Origin of the sequence: Myceligenerans indicum, assembly GCF_016742955.1 — a bacterium.
GTDB lineage: Bacteria > Actinomycetota > Actinomycetes > Actinomycetales > Cellulomonadaceae > Myceligenerans > Myceligenerans indicum.
In genome coordinates, this window is sequence record NZ_JABBYC010000011.1 from 85597 (window position 1) to 104653 (window position 19057).

17 protein-coding genes are annotated in these 19057 nt (G+C 73.0%); 11 read left to right on the top strand and 6 right to left on the bottom strand.

Translation table 11 applies throughout. The annotated features are described in order from the left end of the window. Nucleotides 1-14: 14 nt before the first annotated feature. The 3 genes from HGK34_RS09130 to HGK34_RS09140 all read right to left on the bottom strand — a co-directional run bounded on the left by HGK34_RS09130 (nt 15) and on the right by HGK34_RS09140 (nt 3326). Complete coding sequence (locus tag HGK34_RS09130; protein WP_201846360.1) at nt 15-1697, bottom strand: STING domain-containing protein; 1683 nt, start codon at nt 1695-1697, stop codon at nt 15-17. Between the two features lie 3 nt (nt 1698-1700). Continuing rightward, on the bottom strand, nt 1701-2060 hold the full coding sequence (locus tag HGK34_RS09135) for a hypothetical protein (RefSeq protein ID WP_201846362.1): 360 nt from the start codon (nt 2058-2060) through the stop codon (nt 1701-1703). Nucleotides 2061-2159: 99 nt separating this feature from the next. Further along, nucleotides 2160-3326 (bottom strand): ROK family protein, encoded by a 1167-nt coding sequence (locus HGK34_RS09140; RefSeq protein ID WP_201846364.1) that lies wholly within the window; start codon nt 3324-3326, stop codon nt 2160-2162. A gap of 149 nt (nt 3327-3475) precedes the next feature. Between HGK34_RS09140 and HGK34_RS09145 the strand changes: the two genes are divergently transcribed. The 6 genes from HGK34_RS09145 to HGK34_RS09170 all read left to right on the top strand — a co-directional run bounded on the left by HGK34_RS09145 (nt 3476) and on the right by HGK34_RS09170 (nt 10958). Beyond that, the gene (locus tag HGK34_RS09145) at nt 3476-5629 is read left to right on the top strand and encodes an alpha-galactosidase (protein ID WP_201846366.1); all 2154 of its coding nucleotides are present in this window, start codon (nt 3476-3478) and stop codon (nt 5627-5629) included. A gap of 85 nt (nt 5630-5714) precedes the next feature. After that, nucleotides 5715-6989: an ABC transporter substrate-binding protein gene (locus HGK34_RS09150; protein ID WP_201846375.1), complete on the top strand. Its 1275-nt coding sequence runs from the start codon at nt 5715-5717 to the stop codon at nt 6987-6989. Nucleotides 6990-6996: 7 nt separating this feature from the next. Next, nucleotides 6997-7932 (top strand): carbohydrate ABC transporter permease, encoded by a 936-nt coding sequence (locus HGK34_RS09155; protein WP_201846377.1) that lies wholly within the window; start codon nt 6997-6999, stop codon nt 7930-7932. Further along, complete coding sequence (locus HGK34_RS09160; RefSeq protein WP_201846379.1) at nt 7932-8819, top strand: carbohydrate ABC transporter permease; 888 nt, start codon at nt 7932-7934, stop codon at nt 8817-8819. Before HGK34_RS09155 ends, HGK34_RS09160 begins: the two co-directional genes overlap by 1 nt. Nucleotides 8820-8841: 22 nt before the next feature. Further along, entirely contained in the window at nt 8842-10491 is a 1650-nt protein-coding gene (locus HGK34_RS09165; protein ID WP_201846381.1) for a glycoside hydrolase family 13 protein, read from the top strand. Between the two features lie 104 nt (nt 10492-10595). Further along, nucleotides 10596-10958, top strand: coding sequence for a DUF5808 domain-containing protein (locus HGK34_RS09170; RefSeq protein ID WP_307815872.1), 363 nt, complete (start codon nt 10596-10598; stop codon nt 10956-10958). Nucleotides 10959-11000: 42 nt separating this feature from the next. On the opposite strand, the gene HGK34_RS09175 is transcribed toward HGK34_RS09170, so the two are convergent. Next, nucleotides 11001-11282, bottom strand: a complete 282-nt coding sequence (locus tag HGK34_RS09175; protein ID WP_201846382.1) for a hypothetical protein — start codon at nt 11280-11282, stop codon at nt 11001-11003. Here HGK34_RS09175 and sigJ point away from each other — a divergent pair. Continuing rightward, complete coding sequence (gene sigJ / locus HGK34_RS09180; protein ID WP_201846384.1) at nt 11281-12234, top strand: RNA polymerase sigma factor SigJ; 954 nt, start codon at nt 11281-11283, stop codon at nt 12232-12234. The two genes, HGK34_RS09175 and sigJ, sit on opposite strands and share 2 nt — an antisense overlap. A 208-nt stretch (nt 12235-12442) precedes the next feature. After that, nucleotides 12443-13642, top strand: a complete 1200-nt coding sequence (locus tag HGK34_RS09185; protein WP_201846386.1) for an NAD(P)/FAD-dependent oxidoreductase — start codon at nt 12443-12445, stop codon at nt 13640-13642. Between the two features lie 27 nt (nt 13643-13669). Here HGK34_RS09185 and HGK34_RS09190 read toward each other — a convergent pair whose 3' ends face one another. Both HGK34_RS09190 and HGK34_RS09195 read right to left on the bottom strand, forming a co-directional pair. Then, on the bottom strand, nt 13670-15118 hold the full coding sequence (locus HGK34_RS09190; protein ID WP_307815873.1) for a sensor histidine kinase: 1449 nt from the start codon (nt 15116-15118) through the stop codon (nt 13670-13672). Next, entirely contained in the window at nt 15115-15801 is a 687-nt protein-coding gene (locus tag HGK34_RS09195) for a response regulator transcription factor (protein ID WP_244666564.1), read from the bottom strand. The genes HGK34_RS09190 and HGK34_RS09195 overlap by 4 nt, the downstream gene beginning before the upstream one ends. Before the next feature lie 163 nt (nt 15802-15964). Here HGK34_RS09195 and HGK34_RS09200 point away from each other — a divergent pair, with 163 nt between their 5' ends. The 3 genes from HGK34_RS09200 to HGK34_RS09210 are packed head-to-tail and all read left to right on the top strand — an operon-like array spanning nt 15965 to nt 19016. Further along, complete coding sequence (locus tag HGK34_RS09200; protein ID WP_201846390.1) at nt 15965-17056, top strand: LolA family protein; 1092 nt, start codon at nt 15965-15967, stop codon at nt 17054-17056. Then, on the top strand, nt 17053-18084 hold the full coding sequence (locus HGK34_RS09205; protein WP_201846391.1) for an ABC transporter ATP-binding protein: 1032 nt from the start codon (nt 17053-17055) through the stop codon (nt 18082-18084). The genes HGK34_RS09200 and HGK34_RS09205 overlap by 4 nt, the downstream gene beginning before the upstream one ends. Then, the gene (locus HGK34_RS09210; RefSeq protein ID WP_244666565.1) at nt 18081-19016 is read left to right on the top strand and encodes an ABC transporter permease subunit; all 936 of its coding nucleotides are present in this window, start codon (nt 18081-18083) and stop codon (nt 19014-19016) included. The genes HGK34_RS09205 and HGK34_RS09210 overlap by 4 nt, the downstream gene beginning before the upstream one ends. The last annotated feature ends 41 nt before the right edge of the window (nt 19017-19057 follow it).

Here is a 19057-nt window from a genome sequence, read left to right on the forward strand (position 1 = left end):
CCCGCCGGCGCGCCCTACCCGTAGAGGTCGGGAAACACGGCGCTGGCCCGCGCCACGTGCACGACGGCCCGCATGCGCTCACCGGCATGAACGTCCGTGTCGTTGCGCACGAGGTCGAGCAGGCGCAGGTGGAAGCGGTCGATCTCCTTGCGTTCGAGCTCCTCACCTGCGAGCCGCTGGCCCTCGGGACTGCCCGCGAGGTGACGGACGCGCTCCGCGATGGAGTCCGTCATGACGTTCATCGTGGTCGGGAAGACGTCGTAGAGGACTATCGGCTGGTTCTTGCGAGGCGGGCGGGCCTTCATGGTTCGGGGCCGCGACAGGTTGTCGTTGATCGAGGCGTCGACCACCTGGGCCGCGATGTCGCGGGTGATGAACTCGTCGCTGGCCCAGCTCAGCTGGTCCGGCAGCACGACGGTCAGGGTGAGTTCCCCGAGCTGGGAGCGGCGCAGGCGCCTGCCGTTCACGATCACCTCGGCCTCGCCGGGGCGTTGCCGCACGCGGCGCAGGACCTCGGACACGGGGCGGACGAAGTTCTTCAGATAGCCGCGCGACAGCGCGTCCGCGGCGGAGATCTGCGTCAACGGGGTGTGGAAGAAGCTCATCAGCGGGCTGCTGGTGTCAGCAGGGCCGAGGCTGCCGAAGGTCGCACGGACGGACTCCAGTCGTTCGCGCAGGTGCGCACGAGAGGCTTCGGCGTCGGTCAGGTCGAGCAGCCGCACCTGGAACATGCTGTGGTCGCCGTCGGACCGGGCGGCGTCGGCCACCACCACGTCCGGCACGCCGAGGGCCTGGGCCACCGCCAGTTCGTAGACGACACTCGAGTCGTCGCCGGTGACGTCGGCGACCACGGCGTCGGCCAGCTCGAGGCGCCGGTAGTCCTCGTCGTGCGTCGCCCCGGCCTGCGACTCGTACAGGTCGATGCCGAATGCGTCCAGGACAGGGCGGACGACGTCGTCCCGCAGCCGGGGGGTCGGCGTGCGGGGCTGGATCAGGACGCACGTCCGCCGTCGCGCGGCAGCGGTGAAGCTGCGCAGGTCGGCCCAGTACTTCACGACCCGGGTCAGCGGCATCGCGAGCGCGGAGGCCGGCTCACGGCGGTCGCGTCCCGCGACATAGCTGATCTGGAAGCCGACGACGGCGTTGAGAGCCGTGCTCCAGACCGCCGAGCCGCTGAAGCCGGTGTGGGTCAGCGACGTCGTCTCGTACTGGAACAGCCACTGGTCGGACCGTGCGCCCTTGACGCTGTGACCGGTCAGCGTGCCGCGCCCGGCCTGCTGGCGCCCGGGCGTGTTGGATCCGTACCCGGCCACGCGCACCTCGCCCTCGGCGTCGTCGACCAGGATGGTCGGCAGCGCGTTCCGGTCGGTTCCGCCGGTCAGGCGCAGTACCGCGACGTCGATGTCGGTGGACCTGTCACGCAGGGGAGGCACCTGGAACGCGGCGCGTTCCGTCCGGGGTTCCTCCCCGGCCCGGGCCGGGAACCTGACGTGCACAACGGGTTCGGCGCCCGCGCCGGCCGCCGCCTCTATCAGGGCGGTCTCGTACAGGTCGACGACGACATGGCCGGCCGTGATCAGGTGCCCCTGGTCGGACACGAGCCAGGCCGTGCCCAGAGACCGTCCCGCCTCGCCCAGGACACCGTCGACGTCGAGCACCTCGCACGTCGCCTGCTCCAGCCTCTCGCGAACGTCCATCGCTCAGTCCGTGAAGTCCCACGTCAGGCGTGCCGAGATACCCGACTCGCCGGATGCGGCGACTACCCACACGTTCGCGGACGCCGAGAACTTCAGGGACATCTCCAGTTCGAGAGACCTGGGCGCGCCGTCTCCCTGCTCCTTGACCTTCTGGACCATGGTGCCCGAGATGTCGTGCATGATCTCCGTGAGGACGATCTTGAGCTGCTCGTATCCGTCGGCGACCTTCCGCGGCAGGTTTCCGCTCTCGACGGTGCCGTCGTAGTCGTCGTCGAGCGCCTCCGACATGACGCGCTCGACCGCGACGTCGGAGGGCTCCAGGTACAGCGTCGCGCTGCCCACCTCAACCGGTATGGCGTCCATGGCACTCCGATCACCGACCATCGTCGCAGGTAGTTTAAGGAATGCCGGGATCGTCGGATAGTGGGGGACGTGCCTTTCACCCGTTCCGCCGTCGGGCTCCTACGTGCCGGCGGGCAGGCGCAGCGACCGCAGCGCCGCGGTGACGGCGACGGCGGCGGCGCCGCGCGCCCAGGCGGTGAACCCGGCGTCGTCGACCTCGATCCGGACCGGTGTCGCGTCGGGGTCGCGATCCGCGTCGAGCTGTTCGAGCGCGGCGGGGGCCGCGACGTCCCACAGCGTGATGCCCTCGCCGGCCAGGACCACCGCGTCGACCATGGCGAGGTTCGTGACGTAGCCGAGCAGGCGCCCGAGCGCCCGCCCGGCCGAGTTCGTGATCTCACGCATGTCAGGGTGGCCTTCTGCGGCGAGCCGCAGGACCTCCTCGTAGGTGACCTGCCGTCCCAGCCGTTCCGTGGCCCGGGCCACGATGGAGGGCGCCGAGAGCATCGCCGTCGAGCAGCCCGGATGGCCGTCGGGGCAGAGGGGCCCGTCGGCCACGAGGGGGATGTGCCCGCCGAGCCCCAGGCCCGTGTTGGGTGTCCGGACCACCTGGTCGTGCACGACGAGCCCGTACCCCACCCCGGCGCCGACGGTCACGACGGCGAACGAGCCGGCGTCGCGGAGCGCACCGAACCACTGCTCGGCGATGGTGAGCGCGGTGACGTCGTTCTCCACGGTCGTCGGGAGGCCTGTCGCGGACTCCAGGGCCGTGGACAGTGCCACGTGCCGCCAGCCGAGGAACGGGGCGCGGGTGACGTCGCCGTCGTCGGAGACGTGGCCTCCGAGGCTCACGCCGAGGCCTGCCAGGGGTGCGCCCGGTGCTGCCCGGTCCAGCTCGGCCACCAGCGCGGCGACGGCCGCCACGACGTCGTCGACCTCTTGGCTCGGCAGGGAGCGGGAGGCCTCGGCGAGCGGGCCGGCGCGCAGGTCCGTGATGACACCGGAGGCGCCGTCGCCGGTGATCTTGACACCGGCGAACCGGGCGGCGTCGACCCGGATGTCCAGCGGCCGGGTCGGCCGGTGGGCGCCGCGACGGGTGGCGGGGCCCTCGACGAAGATCCCGCGGTCGAGGAACGGCTTGGACAGCCGCGTCAGGCTGGCCGGGGACAGGTCCAGCTGCCGGCCGAGGTCGGCACGCGAGATCGGACCGTGGATCAGGACCCGGCGCGCCAGCTCACGCGCGGTCCCGCCCTGCGGGATGGCCTCGATGGCGTTCACGCTCGCCATTCTCCCTGATGGCGCTCCGTCGTCCCGGACCGTTCGCCGTTCCCGCGGTGCCGTCGGGCCTCGTCCCGATCTCGCCTCGGTCTGCCGCCGTGCGACGCCGTCGTCGAGCGACCCTTGCCTCGTAGTTATTTCTGCTGTAGAAATAACTCATGCCTCAGCCCGAGCACTCCGGTGTGCTCCACCTCAGGGGTGGCGGAACCAGCGTCGTTCTCGCCACCGGCACCGCCGACCTGCCTGTCGTCGTCTGGTGGGGGGAGGATCTCGGAGCCTCGTCCCGGTCCACGCTCTCCGACCTCGTCACGGCCGCGATCCCGCAGCGGGTCTCGGGCGGGCTCGACGTCCCGGTCCCGATGTCGATCGTGCCGGGGCAGGCCGCCGGCTGGTTCGGCACGCCGGGCCTGTCAGGCCACCGGTCCGGCCGGACCTTCTCACCGCGCCTCGTGACGCGAGAGGTCCGGCCCGAGCGCCTCGCGGCCGACGACGACGGAGCCGCGCGCGTCGTCGTGCACGCCGCCGACGACGAGTCCGGGCTCACGCTCGACGCGGAGCTGGAGGTCACGGCGGCCGGACTGTTCAGGCAGCGGCTGACTCTGACCAACCTCGGGCCCGAGCCGTACACCGTGGACGCGCTCGCGCCGGTCTTCCCGCTTCCCGTCGGGGCGGACGAACTGCTCGGCACCACAGGCCGCCACCTGCGTGAGCGCTCCCCGCAGCGGCACGACTTCACCGTGGGCACGCACCTGCGCGAGAGCCGGCGCGGCCGGCCGGGCCACGACGCGAGCCTGCTCCTCGCGGCCGGGAGGCCCGGGTTCGGGTTCGAGCGCGGCGTCGCGCACGCCGTGCACGTGGCCTGGAGCGGGAACCACCGGCTGCTCGCCGAGCGGACCCCGGCCGGGGACTCGTACCTCGCGGCCGGCGAACTGCTCCTGCCGGGCGAGATCGTGCTGCCCGAGGGCGCCGCGTACGCCACGCCCTGGGCGGTCGGCTCGTGGGGAGACGGGCTGGACGCCCTGGCGCACCGGTTCCACGACGACCTGCGCGCGCGGCCCCACCACCCCCGGCGTGCCCGCCCCGTGACCCTCAACACGTGGGAGGCGGTGTACTTCGACCACTCGCTGCCCAAGCTGCTCGACCTCGCCGAACGGGCCGCCGGCGTCGGCGTCGAGCGGTTCGTGCTCGACGACGGCTGGTTCCGCGGCCGGCGCGACGACACCACGGCCCTGGGGGACTGGTTCGTCGACCCCGCCGTGTGGCCCGGCGGGCTGGACCCGCTCGTCTCGGCGGTGCGCGGCCTGGGCATGGAGTTCGGGCTGTGGGTCGAGCCCGAGATGATCAGCCTCGACAGCGACCTGGCCCGCGAGCACCCCGACTGGATCCTGCGCGCCCGCGGGGACCTGCCCCTGCCGGGCCGCCAGCAGCACGCCCTGGACCTCGCGCACCCCGAGGCGTACAAGTACGTGCTGACGCGCCTCGACGCACTGCTGAGCGAACACGACATCGCCTACCTCAAGTGGGACCACAACCGCGACCTGCTCGAGGCCGGCGGCGCCGGGACCGGACAGGCCCGCGTGCACGAGACCGTGCTGGCGCTCTACCGGCTGCTGGCCGAGCTCAAGGACCGCCACCCGGGCCTGGAGATCGAGTCGTGCGCCTCGGGCGGCGGGCGGGTGGACCTGGGCATCCTGGAACTGACCGACCGCGTCTGGACCTCCGACACCCTGGACCCGGTCGAGCGGCTGACCAACCAGCGGTACACCGGCCTGCTGCTGCCGCCCGAGCTCCAGGGCATGCACCTGACCACACCGGCGGTGCACTCCACGGGCCGCACGGTGGCCCTGGACCTGTCCGCCGGCGTGGCGCTGCCCGGACATTTCGGCATCGAGTGGGACCTGACCACCCTGGACCAAGCCGGCCTGCGCGAGGTCGCCGGCTGGGTCGCGCTGCACCGGCGTCACCGCGAGCTCTCCCACACCGGTGTGGTCGTCAACGCCGACACCGGCCCGCAGGCCGACGTCCGCGGCGTGGTCGCCGCCGACGGGACCGCCGCGGTGTTCACCTACACCCAGGTCTCCACGAGCGTCACCTACCCGCCCGGCCGCTTCACGCTGCCCGGGCTGCACCCCGATCGCCACTACACCGTCCGCGTCGTCGCGGGCGCCGTCGACGACGGCCCGGGCCAGTCACCCCTGGCCTGGACCCGGCGGCCGGTCACGCTCACCGGCCGCGAGCTGGGCAGCGTCGGGCTGCAGGCACCGGTGCTCCATCCCGAGCGCCTCGTCGTCCTGGAGCTCACCACCGGCTGACCGGTCACCCGCACCACCGCATCACCGCACCGCCCCGGCAGCAGGCCGTGGCGAGAAGCATCTCCGTACGCAAGGAGGCGTATCCATGAGACAGCCGTCCCTGGCACGCCTTGCGACCGCCACGCTCGCCGTGGCTCTGGTCGCAGGGGTGTCCGCCTGCGGCAGCCCGGGCCAGGACCCGGACGCCGTCACGCTGGACTTCTTCCAGTTCAAACCCGAGGCCGCGGACACGTTCGACGCGATCGTGGCCGACTTCGAGGCCGCGAACCCCGACATCGACGTGGTCGTGAACACCGTGCCGGATCCTGACACGGCCATCCGCGCGCTGCTGGTCAAGGGCAAGACACCGGACGTCCTGACGCTCAACGGAAGCGGGAACTTCGGCCTGCTCGCGAAGGCAGGCGTGTTCCACGACTTCACGGGCGACCCGGTGCTCGAGCGGATCAACCCGGGCGTCCAGGACATCCTCGGCGACCTCGGCACCTTCGAGGGCCGCGAGGTCAACGCCCTCGGCTTCTCGAGCAACGCCAACGGGATCCTCTACAACCGCGAGATCTTCGCCGAGCACGGCCTGGAGCCCCCGCAGACCTGGGCCGAGCTGATCGACGTCTGCGAACGGCTCGAGGCGGCGGGCGTCACACCGTTCTACGGCACGCTGGCCGACGCCTGGACCACGCAGCCCTCGTTCAACGGGCTCGGCGCGTACGCCGCCCAGGACGGGTTCTTCGACGACCTGCGGGCCGAGGGGGCCGACGTCGGCCCCGACGCCCCGGTGTCGTTCGAGCGGGACTTCGACACGACGCTGACGCGCATGCAGCAGGCGTACACGTTCGTCCAGGACGGCTACCGGGGGCGTACGTACGACGACGGCAACGCGGCCCTGGCGAACGGCGAGGTGGCGATGCTCATGCAGGGCATCTGGGCCACCTCCCAGATCCAGGCCGTCAACCCGGACATCGATCTGGGCGTCTTCCCGTACCCCGCCGACGACGCCGGCGACACCCTGCTGGTCAGCGGGGTCGACGTGGCCGTGACCATCGGCCGCGACACACCGCACCTGGCAGAGGCGAAGCGATTCGTGGACTACCTGTTCACCCCCGAGGTCCTCGACCGGTACGCGGCGGAACAGCACATGTTCTCCCCGTCGGCAACCAGCACCGGCACCGACGACCCGATGCTCGCCGAGCTGCAGCCCTACTTCGACGACGGCCGCATCACGGGGTTCATCGACCACCAGGTCCCACCCAGCATCCCGCTCGCCGCGGTGCTGCAACAGGGGATCTTCGACGGCGACGGCGAACGCGCGCTCGCCACCCTCGACAACGAGTGGCGCAAGGTCGCCGCACGGACCGGAGAGTGAGGCAGCCATGACCAGCGTCACCGACACCGTCGTCGCGGCCCGGACACCGGCGCCCCGCGCCGTGGGCCACGCAAGCCGTCGCAAGAACCTGCATTCCCGGCGCCACTACTACTGGATCGTCGTCCCCGCCCTCGTCCTGTTCGCGGGGTTCCACACCGTACCCGTGCTCGTCGGGGTCTTCTACAGCTTCACCGACTACGCCGGCTACGGCACCTGGGACTTCGTGGGCCTGCGCAACTACGCCGGCCTGCTGGCCGACGACCGCGCCCTGCACGCCTACGGGTTCAGCTTCGGCTTCGCCGTCGCCGCCACGATCCTCACGAACGTCGTCTCCCTGGCCGTCGCGCTCGGGCTGAACGCCAGGATCGTCGCCCGCAACACGTTCCGCGGGGTCTTCTTCCTGCCCTACGTGCTGGCCGTCCTCGTGGTCGGGTACGTGTTCCAGTACCTGTTCGCCAACTCGCTGCCCCAGCTCCTGCCGTTCGTCCCGGCGGTGCGCGACAACCTGCTGTCCAGCCCGGAATGGGCGTGGGTGGCGATCGTGCTCTTCGCGGTCTGGCAGGCCTCCGCGTTCGCCGTCGTGATCTACCTCGCCGGGCTGCAGAGCATCCCCACCGAGCTGTACGAGGCGGCGTCCATCGACGGCGCCGGCGCGTGGCGCCAGTTCCGCTCCATCACGTTCCCACTGATCAGTGCGTTCTTCACGATCAACATGGTGCTGAGCCTGAAGAACTTCCTGCAGGTCTTCGACCACGTCGTCGCCCTGACCGGAGGCGGGCCGGGCACGTCGACCGAGTCCATCACGATGCTCATCTACAAGGGCGGCTTCACCGGCGGGGAGTTCGCCTACCAGACCGCGAACGCCGTGGTCTTCGTCATCGTGATCACCGTCGTCTCGCTCGGGCAGTTCCGGGTCCTTCAGCGCAGAGAGGCCGACTTCTGATGACCACCACACTCCTCGGCGCCCGCCCCGCGAGGACCCGCGCCGTCCGCGCCGTCCGCGGCGTCCGCGGCGTCCGCGGCGTCAACTGGTGGGCGACGGCGTTCATCGCCGTCTGCTCGCTGACCGTCCTGGTCCCGCTGTATCTCGCCGTCGTCGTCGCCCTCAAGACGCCCGACCAGCTCGGCGGCACCGGCTTCGAGTGGCCGACGTCGATCCGCTGGGCGAACTTCGCCGACGCCTGGGAGCGGACGCAGTTCCCGCAGGCGCTGACGAACACCGCGCTGATCACCGTCGGCTCGGTCGTCCTGACGCTGCTGACCAGCTCGATCGTGTCCTGGGCGATCGCCCGCAACCTGGACCGGACGTTCTTCCGGGGTGCCTACTTCTACCTGCTGGCGGCCCTGTTCGTGCCGTTCCCGATCATCATGCTCCCGCTCGTCAAGGAGACCGCCCTGCTGGGGCTGGACAACCAGGCCGGGCTGGTCGTGCTCTACACGATCTTCGGGCTGTCGCTCAACGTGTTCGTCTACACCGCGTTCATCCGCAGCATCCCGCTCGAGCTCGAGGAGGCCGCCCGCATCGACGGCGCCTCGACCTGGGCGGTGTTCTGGAAGGTGGTGTTCCCGCTGCTGGGACCCATGAACGCCACCGTCGGGATCCTGACCTGCGTGTGGGCGTGGAACGACTTCATCCTCCCCCTCGTCGTGCTCTCGGACCCGGCCGCCCGGACGATCCCGCTGGCCGAGTACGTGTTCCAGGGCCAGTACAACACCGACTACACGGTCGCCTTCGCCTCCTACCTCATGGCGATGGCACCCCTGCTCCTCGTCTATGTGATCGCGCAGCGCTGGGTCATCTCCGGCGTCGTCCGCGGCTCCGTCAAGTAGAAGCCTTCAGAAAGGCCGCACCATGCCCCTCACCCACGACCCCGACTGGTGGCGCCAGGCCGTCGTCTACCAGGTGTACCCGCGCAGCTTCGCCGACTCCGACGGCGACGGCATCGGCGATCTCGCCGGCGTCACCTCGCGCGTGGACCATCTGCGCGACCTGGGTGTCGACGCCGTCTGGCTCAGCCCGTTCTACCCGTCGGCGCTCGCCGACGGCGGGTACGACGTCGACGACTACCGCGACGTCGACCCTCGGCTCGGCACCCTGGCCGACTTCGACACGATGGTGGCCGCGCTCCACGAGGCCGGCATCCGCGTCGTGGTCGACATCGTGCCGAACCACTCCTCGAACCGGCACGAGTGGTTCGCCGAGGCGCTGGCGTCCCCGAAGGGGTCACCGGCCCGGGACCGGTACGTGTTCCGGGACGGGCTCGGGCCGGACGGAGCCGAGCCGCCCAGCGACTGGGTGTCCATGTTCGGCGGCCCGGCGTGGGAACCGGTCGGCGACGGGCAGTGGTACCTGCACCTGTTCGCGCCGGAGCAGCCTGACTGGAACTGGTCGAACCCCGAGGTCCGGCAGGACTTCCTGACGACCCTGCGGTTCTGGGCGGACCGGGGCGTGGACGGGTTCCGGGTCGACGTCGCGCACGCCCTGGCCAAGGACCTGTCGGCCGACCCGCTCCCGTCCCAGGCCGACCTGGTCCCGGTGGACGAGGTGCTCGACGGCTCCCATCCGTTGTGGGACCGTGACGAGCTGACCGAGATCTACGCCCGGTGGCGGGCCGTGTTCGACGAGTACGACCCGCCGCGCGTCGCGGTCGCCGAGGCGTGGGTGCACCCCGCGCGCCGCCACCGGTACGCCGGCGCCGACAGCCTCGGGCAGGCGTTCAACTTCGACCTGCTGCGCGCCGACTTCGCGGCCGCCGACTTCCGCCGCATCATCGACCACAACCTCGCCGCGACCGCGCGCACCGGCTCGTCCAACACCTGGGTGCTGTCCAACCACGACGTGGTGCGGCACCGCACGCGGTACGGGCTGCCCGACGACCACGGCCGCGGCGGCGCCACCGGCCGCGAGTGGCTGCTCAGCGGGGGAACCTCGCCGCGGGTGGACGACGAACAGGGTCTGCGGCGCGCCCGTGCGGCGGTGCTGTTCCTGCTCGCGCTCCCCGGCAGCGCCTATCTCTACCAGGGGGAGGAGCTCGGCCTGCCCGAGGTCGCGAGCATTCGGGACGAGGCCCGGCAGGACCCGACCTTCTACCGCAGCCCGGGGGTCGACGTCGGGCGGGACGGGTGCCGTGTCCCGATCCCTTGGCGGGCGGCAGCGCCCTCGGCGGGGTTCGGGCCGTCTGCGGCGAGCCACCTGCCGCAGCCGGACGGGTGGGCCGAGTTCGCGGTCGACCGGCAGGACGGCGTCGAAGGGTCGACGCTGGAGCTGTACCGGGAGGCCCTCGCGCTGCGGCACAAGCTGCAGGGTGCGGAGACGCTGGAGTGGACCGACGTCGGGGACCCGGACGTGCTCGCGTTCGAGCGCCCCGGCGGGTGGGGCGTGGTCGTCAACTTCTCCGGCCGCGAGGTGTCGTTGCCGGGCGGTGAGGTGCTGCTCGCCAGCGGTCCCTGCGACGGTGCGGTGCTGCCGCCGGAAACGGCGGTCTGGCTGCGGCGGCCGTAGCGGCCCCGTGGCGGCATCGCGGACCGCGGCGCAGGATGGAGCTGGGGCGGGCGCCGGAAGACGGGTGCCGCGAACGACGAGTGCCACGAACACGGGAGGCCGACGTGGGTTCCAGGAAAGCAGCGACGCATGACAGCGGCGACACCGGCGGGAAGAAGCACCGCCGCGGCCGCCTGAGGAAGGTCGTCACGCTCGTGACGGTCGGCCTGACGGTGGCCGCGGTCGTCAAGGAGCTGCGCAAGCCCGAGGACGAGCGCACGTGGAACGGCACGGTGGCCATGGTGGTTCCGTACGACTTCCGGTTCCCGACCATGGCGCGCATCCGTGAACGGGTCTGGAACCCCGAGTCCGACCACTTCCTCGGACCGCGCGTGGTCGGGGTGGGCTGGACCGTCAACGTGGGGAAGGTCGTGGCGGTGGTCCGCGAGAAGCTCGCGGCCGAAGGGGAGGCGAACGGCGGCGCCTGACGCGGTCCCGTCCGTCCGTGAAGGGAGTGCGTCGCCGCGCGGCTACTCGTCGTCGATCACGGGCGGGTGGGCCGCCAGGAGTTCCTCGGTGTCCCGGTCCAGGATCCCGGACCCGAGGTCGGCGAGCACGCCGCGCACGCGATCTCGCCGAACTTCGGCCAGGGCGCCTGGGAGGAGATGGCCCGGGACGAGATGAAGCAGCTGAAGGCGGCGCACCCCGCCCGTCGGGCCGGCCTCGATGCCGTCGACACGGCGGCGGAAACCGCCGTGGCACGCCGTTCGCGCACGCCGCCCGCCCGCTCCGGCGTCGTAGGGTCGGGGCATGACGAGGGAGCCGCTGCGGCAGGACGAGCTGGAGCTCTTCGAAGGGCTTCGAGGCCGGCTGGAAGCCATCGCGTACCGCCTGCTCGGCTCCGCCGCCGAGGCGGAGGACGTGGCTCAGGAGACCTTCCTGCGCTGGGAAGCCGCCGACCGTGCGCAGATCCGGGTGCCCGAGGCATGGCTGACCCGCGTGCTGACGAACCTGTGCCTTACCCAGCTGGGGTCCGCCCGCGCCCGGCGGGAGGTCTACGTGGGCGAGTGGCTGCCGGAGCCCGTGCTCGACGGCGACCCGCTGCTCGGCCCCGCGGAGACCGCGGAGCAGCGGGACTCCGTCTCGACGGCGGTGCTCGTGCTCATGGAGCGCCTCACCCCGCACGAGCGGGCGGTCTACGTGCTGCGGGAGGCGTTCGCCGTCCCGCACGCGGAGATCGCCGAGATGCTCGGGCTCAGCGAGGCGGGCTGCCAGCAGATCCTGCACCGCGCCAGGCGGCACCTGGCCACGGCCCGGGCCCGCGCCGACGTCGACCGCGCCGCCGCGCACCAGGTCGTCGAGGAGTTCCTGGCCGCCGCCACCAGTGGCCGGACCGAGCCGCTGGTCCGCCTGCTCACCCACGACGTGATGGGCGTGGGGGACGGCGGAGGGAAGTTCCCGGTGCGACCCAAGCCGTTCTTCGGCGCCGAGGCCGTCGCCCAGTTCCTGCGCGGCGTGTTCCGGCCCGCCGACGCGAAGCGGGCCCTGGTGGGCGGGAGCCCCGACCTGTACGCGTGGACGGCGAACGGCGACCCCGCGCTCGTGGCCACCGTCGAGGGCCGACTGGTCGGGATCCTCACCCTGGGGACGACCGCCGAGGGGATCGCAGCCGTCTTCACCCACGCCAACCCGGACAAGCTCGACCGCGCGGGCCGGCAGTGGGCGGCGTCGGAGCACGGGGAACCGCTGCTCCGCGGCTGGTGAGGACGGCGTCGCCGGGGTGATGGGGCCCCAAGGCGGCTCACGCGTGCCATGGCGGCCCGGGCCCTGCGGGCGGCCCGGGCGCCGGGCGCGGCCGACGATGCGGGCGGCACACGCGGTGTGACCGTCGTCATAGGCCCGAGGTGTCAGGGATCGTGCCGCCGTCCGGTTCAGGAGGCACCACCATCCACGACAGGAGCTGAGTGCACTCATGAAGCACCACATCGTCATCCTCGGAGCCGGATATGCCGGAGCCGTCGCGGCCGGGCGACTCGCCCGCCGCCTGCACCCCGACGACGTCGACATCACCCTGGTCAACGCCGAGCCGGACTTCGTCGAACGGATCCGGATGCATCAGGTCGCCGCCGGCCAGGAGCTGCCCCGCCGGCCACTGCACGACATCCTCGCCGGCACGGGCGTCACCCTGCGCGTCGCGCGGGTGGCCGCCGTCGACGTCGACCGCGGCACCGTCTCCCTCACCGGGCCCGACGACCCGGCCACCGCCGACGAGCTGCGCTACGACACGCTCGTCTACGCCCTGGGCAGCTCCTGGGACGACGCCGGCGTGCCGGGCGTCGCCGCGCACGCCCACCACGTCGCGAGCCGCCCCGGTGCGCTACGCCTGCGCGAACGGCTCGCGTCGCTCGCGCCGGGAAGCCACGTGGTGGTGGCCGGAGGCGGGCTGACCGGCATCGAGGCCGTCACCGAGATCGCCGAGGCGCGCGAGGACCTCGACGTCGCCCTCGTCACGAGGGGCGAGCTCGGCGACTGGCTCTCCCCGAAGGGACGGCGCCACCTGCGCGAGTCCCTGGACCGCCTGGGAGTGACGCTCCACGAGCACACCGATGTCGAGCGTGTCGGCGCGAGCGAGGTGGTGGCCGGCGACGTCGTGGTTCCCGCCGACGCCACCGTGTGGTGCGCGGGGTTCGGCGTGCAGCCGGTCGCCGCCGCCACGTCGCTGACCGTCTCGGAGCGTGGCCAGATCGTCGTGGACGAGACCATGCGGTCCGTCTCCCACCCCGACGTCTACGCCGTGGGTGACGCCGCGCTCGCGGACGGTCCGCGGGGCAACCCGCTGCGCATGTCCTGCGCGTCGGCCATTCCGATGGCCTGGCAGGCCGCGGACTCCATCGCCGCGCGGCTGACCGGTGGAAAGCTCCCGAGCACGTCGCTGGCCTACATCCACCAGTGCATCAGCCTGGGTCGCCACGACGGCATCGTCCAGATGGTCACGCCGGACGACCAGGCCAAGCCTGCCGCGCCGGGCGGGCGCCTGGCAGCCCGCCACAAGGAGCTGATCTGCCGGTACGTCGCCTGGGCGGTCACCCACCCCCTGCCCTACCCGGTGCGCAGGCGCCACGTCACCGGTGGTTCCGTGCCCGCCGGGCACGTGACGGGCAGCGTGCGGTAGGCCGCGTGCGCCGGGCCGCGCGCGGTGTCACGCCGCGCGCGGCCAGACGACCGTGAACCGGGCACCGCCGTCGGGGGAGTCGCCGACGGCGACCCGGCCGCCCCGGCGGCGCACCAGCTCCGCGACCAGGGCCAGGCCCAGCCCGGCGCCACCGGAGGAGCGGGCGCGGTCGTCCGCGACGCGGTAGAAGCGGTCGAAGACCCTTGCCCGGTGCTCCGGGGCGATGCCCGGGCCGTCGTCGTCCACCAGGACGCGCGCGCCACGCCGGTCGGCCAGCACCGACACCACCACTCGCGTGCGGGTGTACCGGCAGGCGTTGCGCAGCAGGTTGTCCAGGACCAGCTCGACCTCGGTGTGCGCGGCGGCCGCCCACGCCTCGCCCGCCAGGGAGCCCGTCACGATCGGAACCGGCTGGTCCCCGGCCCGCGCCACCGCGGCCCGCACCTCGCCCACCAGGTCCACGTCGCGGGCCGGCGGGAGTTCCCCGGCGTCCGAGCGCGCGAGTGCCAGCAGCCCGTCGAGCAGGGCGGAGAGCCGCTCGGCGTCGGCCAGGACGTCGGCGTGCACCTCCTGCGAGATTTGCGGGTCGGGGTTCGCCACCGCGACCTCCGACTGCACGCGGATCGACGCCACGGGGGAGCGTAGCTCGTGCGCCGCGTCGCCCGTGAAGCGGCGCAGCCGCTCGGCGGTCGCGTCCCGGTGGTCGAGCAGCAGGTTGAAGTCCTCGGCCAGTGCGCGCAGCTCCCGGGCCGCGGCGTCGGGCACCTCGATCCGCGAGCCGGGTCCGAGGCGGCGTACGGACTGCCGCATCCGGGCCACCGGCCGCAGCGCCGAGCCGACGGCGAACCAGATCGCCACGCCCGCCACGACGGTCCCGGCCAGGGCGACGACCAGCAGCCAGCGGCCGCCCGACGCCTCGGCGGCGGCCAGTCCCACGAGCCCCGTCCCGGCCACCACCAGCCGCTGGCTCCCGTCAGGAGCGGTGACGACGGTCCCGTGCCAGCGGACGGGCGGGCCGTCGCCTTCGCGCCCCGTGGCCGGCGGGCGGGTGGTGATGGGGGTGCTCGCCTTGAGCGTGCGGACCTGGTCACGCGTCAGGGCCGGCGCGCTGCCGGTGCCGTCCGCCGTGGTGTCGGCGGTGCCGCCCGCCGTGCCGCCCGCCGCGTCGTCCGCCGCGTCGTCCGCGCGGGCGCCGTCGGCCTCGCCCGGCCCGACGGCGTGCCCCGCGGTGTCCAGGACGTAGATCTCCAGGCCGTCGGGCGTGGCCGGAGTCCGTCCGCCCACGACGTCGCGGGCCGCCTCCGTCAGCGCCGTGGCCAGTTCCGCGTCCACGGCGCGCGTCAGCAGCGGTCCGAGTCCCCGGCCGGCGGTCAGCGCGAGGCCCAGCAGGCACGCCAGACTGACCACCGTGGCGAGGACCGTGATCCGCAGGCGCAGCGACATGCCCGCCCAGCGACCGCCCGGCGACCCGGTCACGCGCGCGGTTCCCCGAGCTGGTAGCCGTGCCCTCGCACGGTCCGCACCAGGGAACCGGCACCGGCGGCAGCCAGCTTGCGGCGCAGGTAGCCGATGTACACCTCCACGGCGTTCCTCGTCGCGGCCCGCTCGTCGCCCCACGCCTCGTCCAGGAGCTCCTGCTTGGTGCGCACGGTCCCGGCGCGGACGGCCAGTGCCTCCAGCAGCGCGTACTCGCGTGGACTCAGCGGCACGTCCACGTCGTCGTACCGCACCGTCCGGGTGCCGCGGTCGATGGCCAGGGAGCCGAGCTCGATCCGGCCGCGTGCCGTGCCCGCCGCCGCGCGGCGCAGCGTGGCACGCAGCTGGGCGACCAGCACCACGAAGGAGAACGGCTTGACCACGTAGCCGTCGGCGCCGAGATCCAGCCCGTCCGCCTGGTCCACCTCGCCGTCCTTCGCGGACACGAGCAGCACGGGCGTCAGCACGCGTGCGGACCGCAGCTCCTGCAGCACGCGGTACCCGGACAGGCCGGGGATCATGATGTCCAGCAGGATCGCGTCGAACGAGCCGGTGCGCGCCAGCCGCAGCGCCGTCGGCCCGTCCGCGGCGACGGTGACGTCCATGCCCTCCGCGCGCAGCCCGCGGTCCAGCGCCTTGCGCATGCCGGGCTCGTCGTCGACCACGAGGATCTGCGGTCTCATACCTGCCAGCATGCCGCACGCGGGAGGCCGACGGGGCACTCCGCGTGCCGCTCTCAGCGTGGTCTCAGGAGGGGGCGCCGGTCTCAGGAAGATCTCAGCGGACACGGCGCATCGTGGAGGGTGTCAGGTGCAGGACACTGGTAGGAGAGCGAAGGAGCGTCACATGAGGCCGAGGACGAAGGCGCTGGTCGCCGCCGGGTCGGGTATCGCAGCAGGGTTCGCCGGCCTGGCGCTCGGCGCCCTGCCCGCCGGCGCGGACGAGGACCCGGTGCTGCCGGAGATCGACGCGGAGCAGCTGGTGGCCTCGACGCTGGAGGCCCGCCCGCCCGCGTTCGACGGCGTGGCGGAGGTGAGCAACGACCTCGGGCTCCCCGTCCTGCCGGGGACGGGCCCGGTGTCCGGCGCGGACGTGCTCGACGCCGACTCCGTGCGGGTGTTCCACGACGGCGCGGAGAGCACCCGGATCCAGGTCGAGCGGCCGGCGTCCGAGCTCACCGTCGTCAAGAGCCCGGGCGAGGTCTGGGCCTACGACTCGCAGGAGTCCGCCGCGAAGCACTTCACCTGGGACGACACCGATGCCGCGGCCGCCCGGGAACACGCGGCGTCCGAGCTCGCGGACCCCTCGCAGGCGGCGGCCCGGCTCGTCGAGCAGCTCCGCGCGACCAGTGACATCTTCGTGGACGGGACGGCACGGGTCGCGGACCGGGCCGCGTACGAGCTCGTGCTGACCCCGAAGCCGACGGAGAAGACACTCCTGCGGGAGATCACCGTCGCGATCGACGACGAGACGCGCGTGCCGCTGCGGGTCGAGGTCTACGTGGGCGGCAGCACCGAACCGGTCCTCTCGCTCGGCTTCGTCCGGTTCGAGGTCGGCGCGCAGGACGCGGACCTGTTCGACTTCACGCCCCCTGCCGGCACCGACGTCGAGACGACGACGGCGGGCGCCCGGTCCGCCGGCGACGGTACAGCGCCCGACGCCGAGGACCTCCGGCAGCGGACCACGACGGTCGGCGACGGGTGGGACACCGTGGTGATCGGCCAGGCTCCCGCCGACGGGGCCTCCGAGGGGCCGGCCGGTGACGGACAGGACGCCCGCGCGTTCCTGGAGCAGATCGGCCGGCCGGTGTCCGGCGAGTTCGGCTCCGGGACCTTCGTCCAGGTGGCCGTCGGTGGCGCCGTGATCACCGACGACGGCCGGATCGCGGCCGGTGCGGTGCCGCAGCAGGTGCTCGTCGACGCCCTGGACCAGCAGTGACGACGGCGCGGGAGGCCGAGGCGACGGCTCCGGAGGCGACGGTTCCCGAGGCGGGCACCGCCCCCGCGACCGCCGTCGCGGCGCGCACCCGGGGGCTGCGCAAGGTCTACCGCGGCACGGTCGCCGTGGACGGCGTCGACCTGGAGGTCCCGCAGGGCGCGGTGGTCGGGATGCTCGGGCCGAACGGCTCCGGCAAGACCACCACCATCCGCATGCTGCTCGGACTCGTCCAGCCGACCGAGGGAGAGATCGAGCTGCTGGGCGCACCGGTGCCGACCGACGCCCACCGCGTCCTGCCGCACGTCGGGGCCCTGGTGGAGGGGCCCGGATTCCACCCGTTCCTGTCCGGCAGGGAGAACCTGCTGCGATTCGCGGCCGCCGAACCACTGCTGGCCACCGCGGAGCTGAACGGTGCCGTGTCCGCCGCACTCGACCGGGTGGGGCTCACGGACGCCGCCACGAAGAAGTACCGCGCCTACTCGCTGGGCATGAAGCAGCGGCTGGGGCTGGCCTCGGCACTGCTGGCGCCCCGCCGGCTCGTCGTGCTGGACGAGCCCACGAACGGCCTGGACCCCGCCGGCACGCAGGAGGTCCGCCGGATCATCGCGGAACTGCACGCCCGCGGCGTGACGGTGCTCGTGTCGTCGCACCTGCTGGCGGAGGTCGAGGCCACGTGCACGCACGTGGTGGTGCTGAACGAGGGCGTCGTGGTGGCACAGGGCGCGCTCGACGACCTCCTGGAGTCGAGCAGCCCCACCCTGCTCGTCTCCACCCCCGACGGCGCCCGGGCGGTCGATGCCCTGCGCGAGCACCGGATCCCCGCGCGGCTCGCACCGGAAGGCGTGCGCGCGGACGTCACGACGACGACACCGGCGACGGTGGTCGAGACCCTGGTCCGCGCGGGCATCGACGTGGACGAGGCCCGGCGGGAGCGCACCGGGCTGGAGGAGGCGTTCGCCCGGCTGACGCACGACGTGGGCGACATGGTGGGAGCGCTGGACGGCGACGAACCCCAGGAGGCGCGATGAGTGCGCGAGGCCCGATGGCAGTCCGAGATCCCCTGCCCGCCCCGGTGTCCGGGGCCGCACCCGCGGCGACGACGACCGCGCGGCGGCGCGTCCCGCTTGTCCGCCTGCTGCGGGCCGAGGTGCGCTGGATCTTCCGGCGTCCCCGGACGCTGGCCGTGCTGGCGCTGCTCGCCGCCCTTCCCGTCATCACCGGCGTCGCCGTCGATCTGACCCTGGACGGACCCGTCTCCGCGAGCCAGACGGGCCCGGGCCCCGGGCCGGACGGCGGGCCGCCGATCTTCGTCACGATGGCGACCAGCGCCTTCGTGCTGCCCCTCGGGTCGCTGATGACGCTGCTGATGCTCCTGCTGCCGCTCACGGTCGCGATGGCGAGCGGCGACGCGCTGGCCGGCGAGCAGTCCCACGGCGCGCTGCGTGGCTGGCTGCTCGCCCCCGTGGCGCGCGGGCGGCTGCTGGCGGTCAAGGCGGCCGGGGTGCTTGTGGTCGCCTTCGTCGCGTCCACGCTGGTCGTCGTCTCGGGCCTGGTGACGGGGCTGGTCCTGGCCGGGACGGACGGGCTGGTGTCGATGTCCGGGACCGAGCTGTCGATCGGGGACGTGCTGGGGCGGCTGGCGCTCGCCGTGGCGTGGGCGACGCTGTACCTGATGGCCGTGGGGGCGGTCGCGCTCGCCGTCTCCGCCTTCACGGAGCATCCGATGCTGGTGGTGGTGAGCGTGCTCGGAGGGCTGATCGTCTCCGGGGTGCTGATGCAGATCTCGGCGCTCGACTGGTTGCACCCGTTCCTCCTGCCGACGTCGGTGACGAGCCTGGTGGACCTGATCCGCGACCCGGTGTCGCTCGACGGCCTGGCCGAGGGAGCCCTCCGGGCACTGTCCTACCTCGCGATAGGCATGTCCCTGGCCTACGCCCGCATCACAACCACCGACGGCTGACCCTCCCCACCACCTATCCCCACTGTCTCTTATACACATCT

Bases quoted from the DNA above. Each gene is read 5' to 3' on its own strand.
- HGK34_RS09130 (WP_201846360.1), bottom strand. From the start codon at position 1,697: ATGGACGTTCGCGAGAGGCTGGAGCAGGCGACGTGCGAGGTGCTCGAC.
- HGK34_RS09135 (WP_201846362.1), bottom strand. From the start codon at position 2,060: ATGGACGCCATACCGGTTGAGGTGGGCAGCGCGACGCTGTACCTGGAG.
- HGK34_RS09140 (WP_201846364.1), bottom strand. From the start codon at position 3,326: ATGGCGAGCGTGAACGCCATCGAGGCCATCCCGCAGGGCGGGACCGCG.
- HGK34_RS09145 (WP_201846366.1), top strand. From the start codon at position 3,476: ATGCCTCAGCCCGAGCACTCCGGTGTGCTCCACCTCAGGGGTGGCGGA.
- HGK34_RS09150 (WP_201846375.1), top strand. From the start codon at position 5,715: ATGAGACAGCCGTCCCTGGCACGCCTTGCGACCGCCACGCTCGCCGTG.
- HGK34_RS09155 (WP_201846377.1), top strand. From the start codon at position 6,997: ATGACCAGCGTCACCGACACCGTCGTCGCGGCCCGGACACCGGCGCCC.
- HGK34_RS09160 (WP_201846379.1), top strand. From the start codon at position 7,932: ATGACCACCACACTCCTCGGCGCCCGCCCCGCGAGGACCCGCGCCGTC.
- HGK34_RS09165 (WP_201846381.1), top strand. From the start codon at position 8,842: ATGCCCCTCACCCACGACCCCGACTGGTGGCGCCAGGCCGTCGTCTAC.
- sigJ (WP_201846384.1), top strand. From the start codon at position 11,281: ATGACGAGGGAGCCGCTGCGGCAGGACGAGCTGGAGCTCTTCGAAGGG.
- HGK34_RS09175 (WP_201846382.1), bottom strand. From the start codon at position 11,282: ATGCCCCGACCCTACGACGCCGGAGCGGGCGGGCGGCGTGCGCGAACG.
- HGK34_RS09185 (WP_201846386.1), top strand. From the start codon at position 12,443: ATGAAGCACCACATCGTCATCCTCGGAGCCGGATATGCCGGAGCCGTC.
- HGK34_RS09195 (WP_244666564.1), bottom strand. From the start codon at position 15,801: ATGAGACCGCAGATCCTCGTGGTCGACGACGAGCCCGGCATGCGCAAG.
- HGK34_RS09200 (WP_201846390.1), top strand. From the start codon at position 15,965: ATGAGGCCGAGGACGAAGGCGCTGGTCGCCGCCGGGTCGGGTATCGCA.
- HGK34_RS09210 (WP_244666565.1), top strand. From the start codon at position 18,081: ATGAGTGCGCGAGGCCCGATGGCAGTCCGAGATCCCCTGCCCGCCCCG.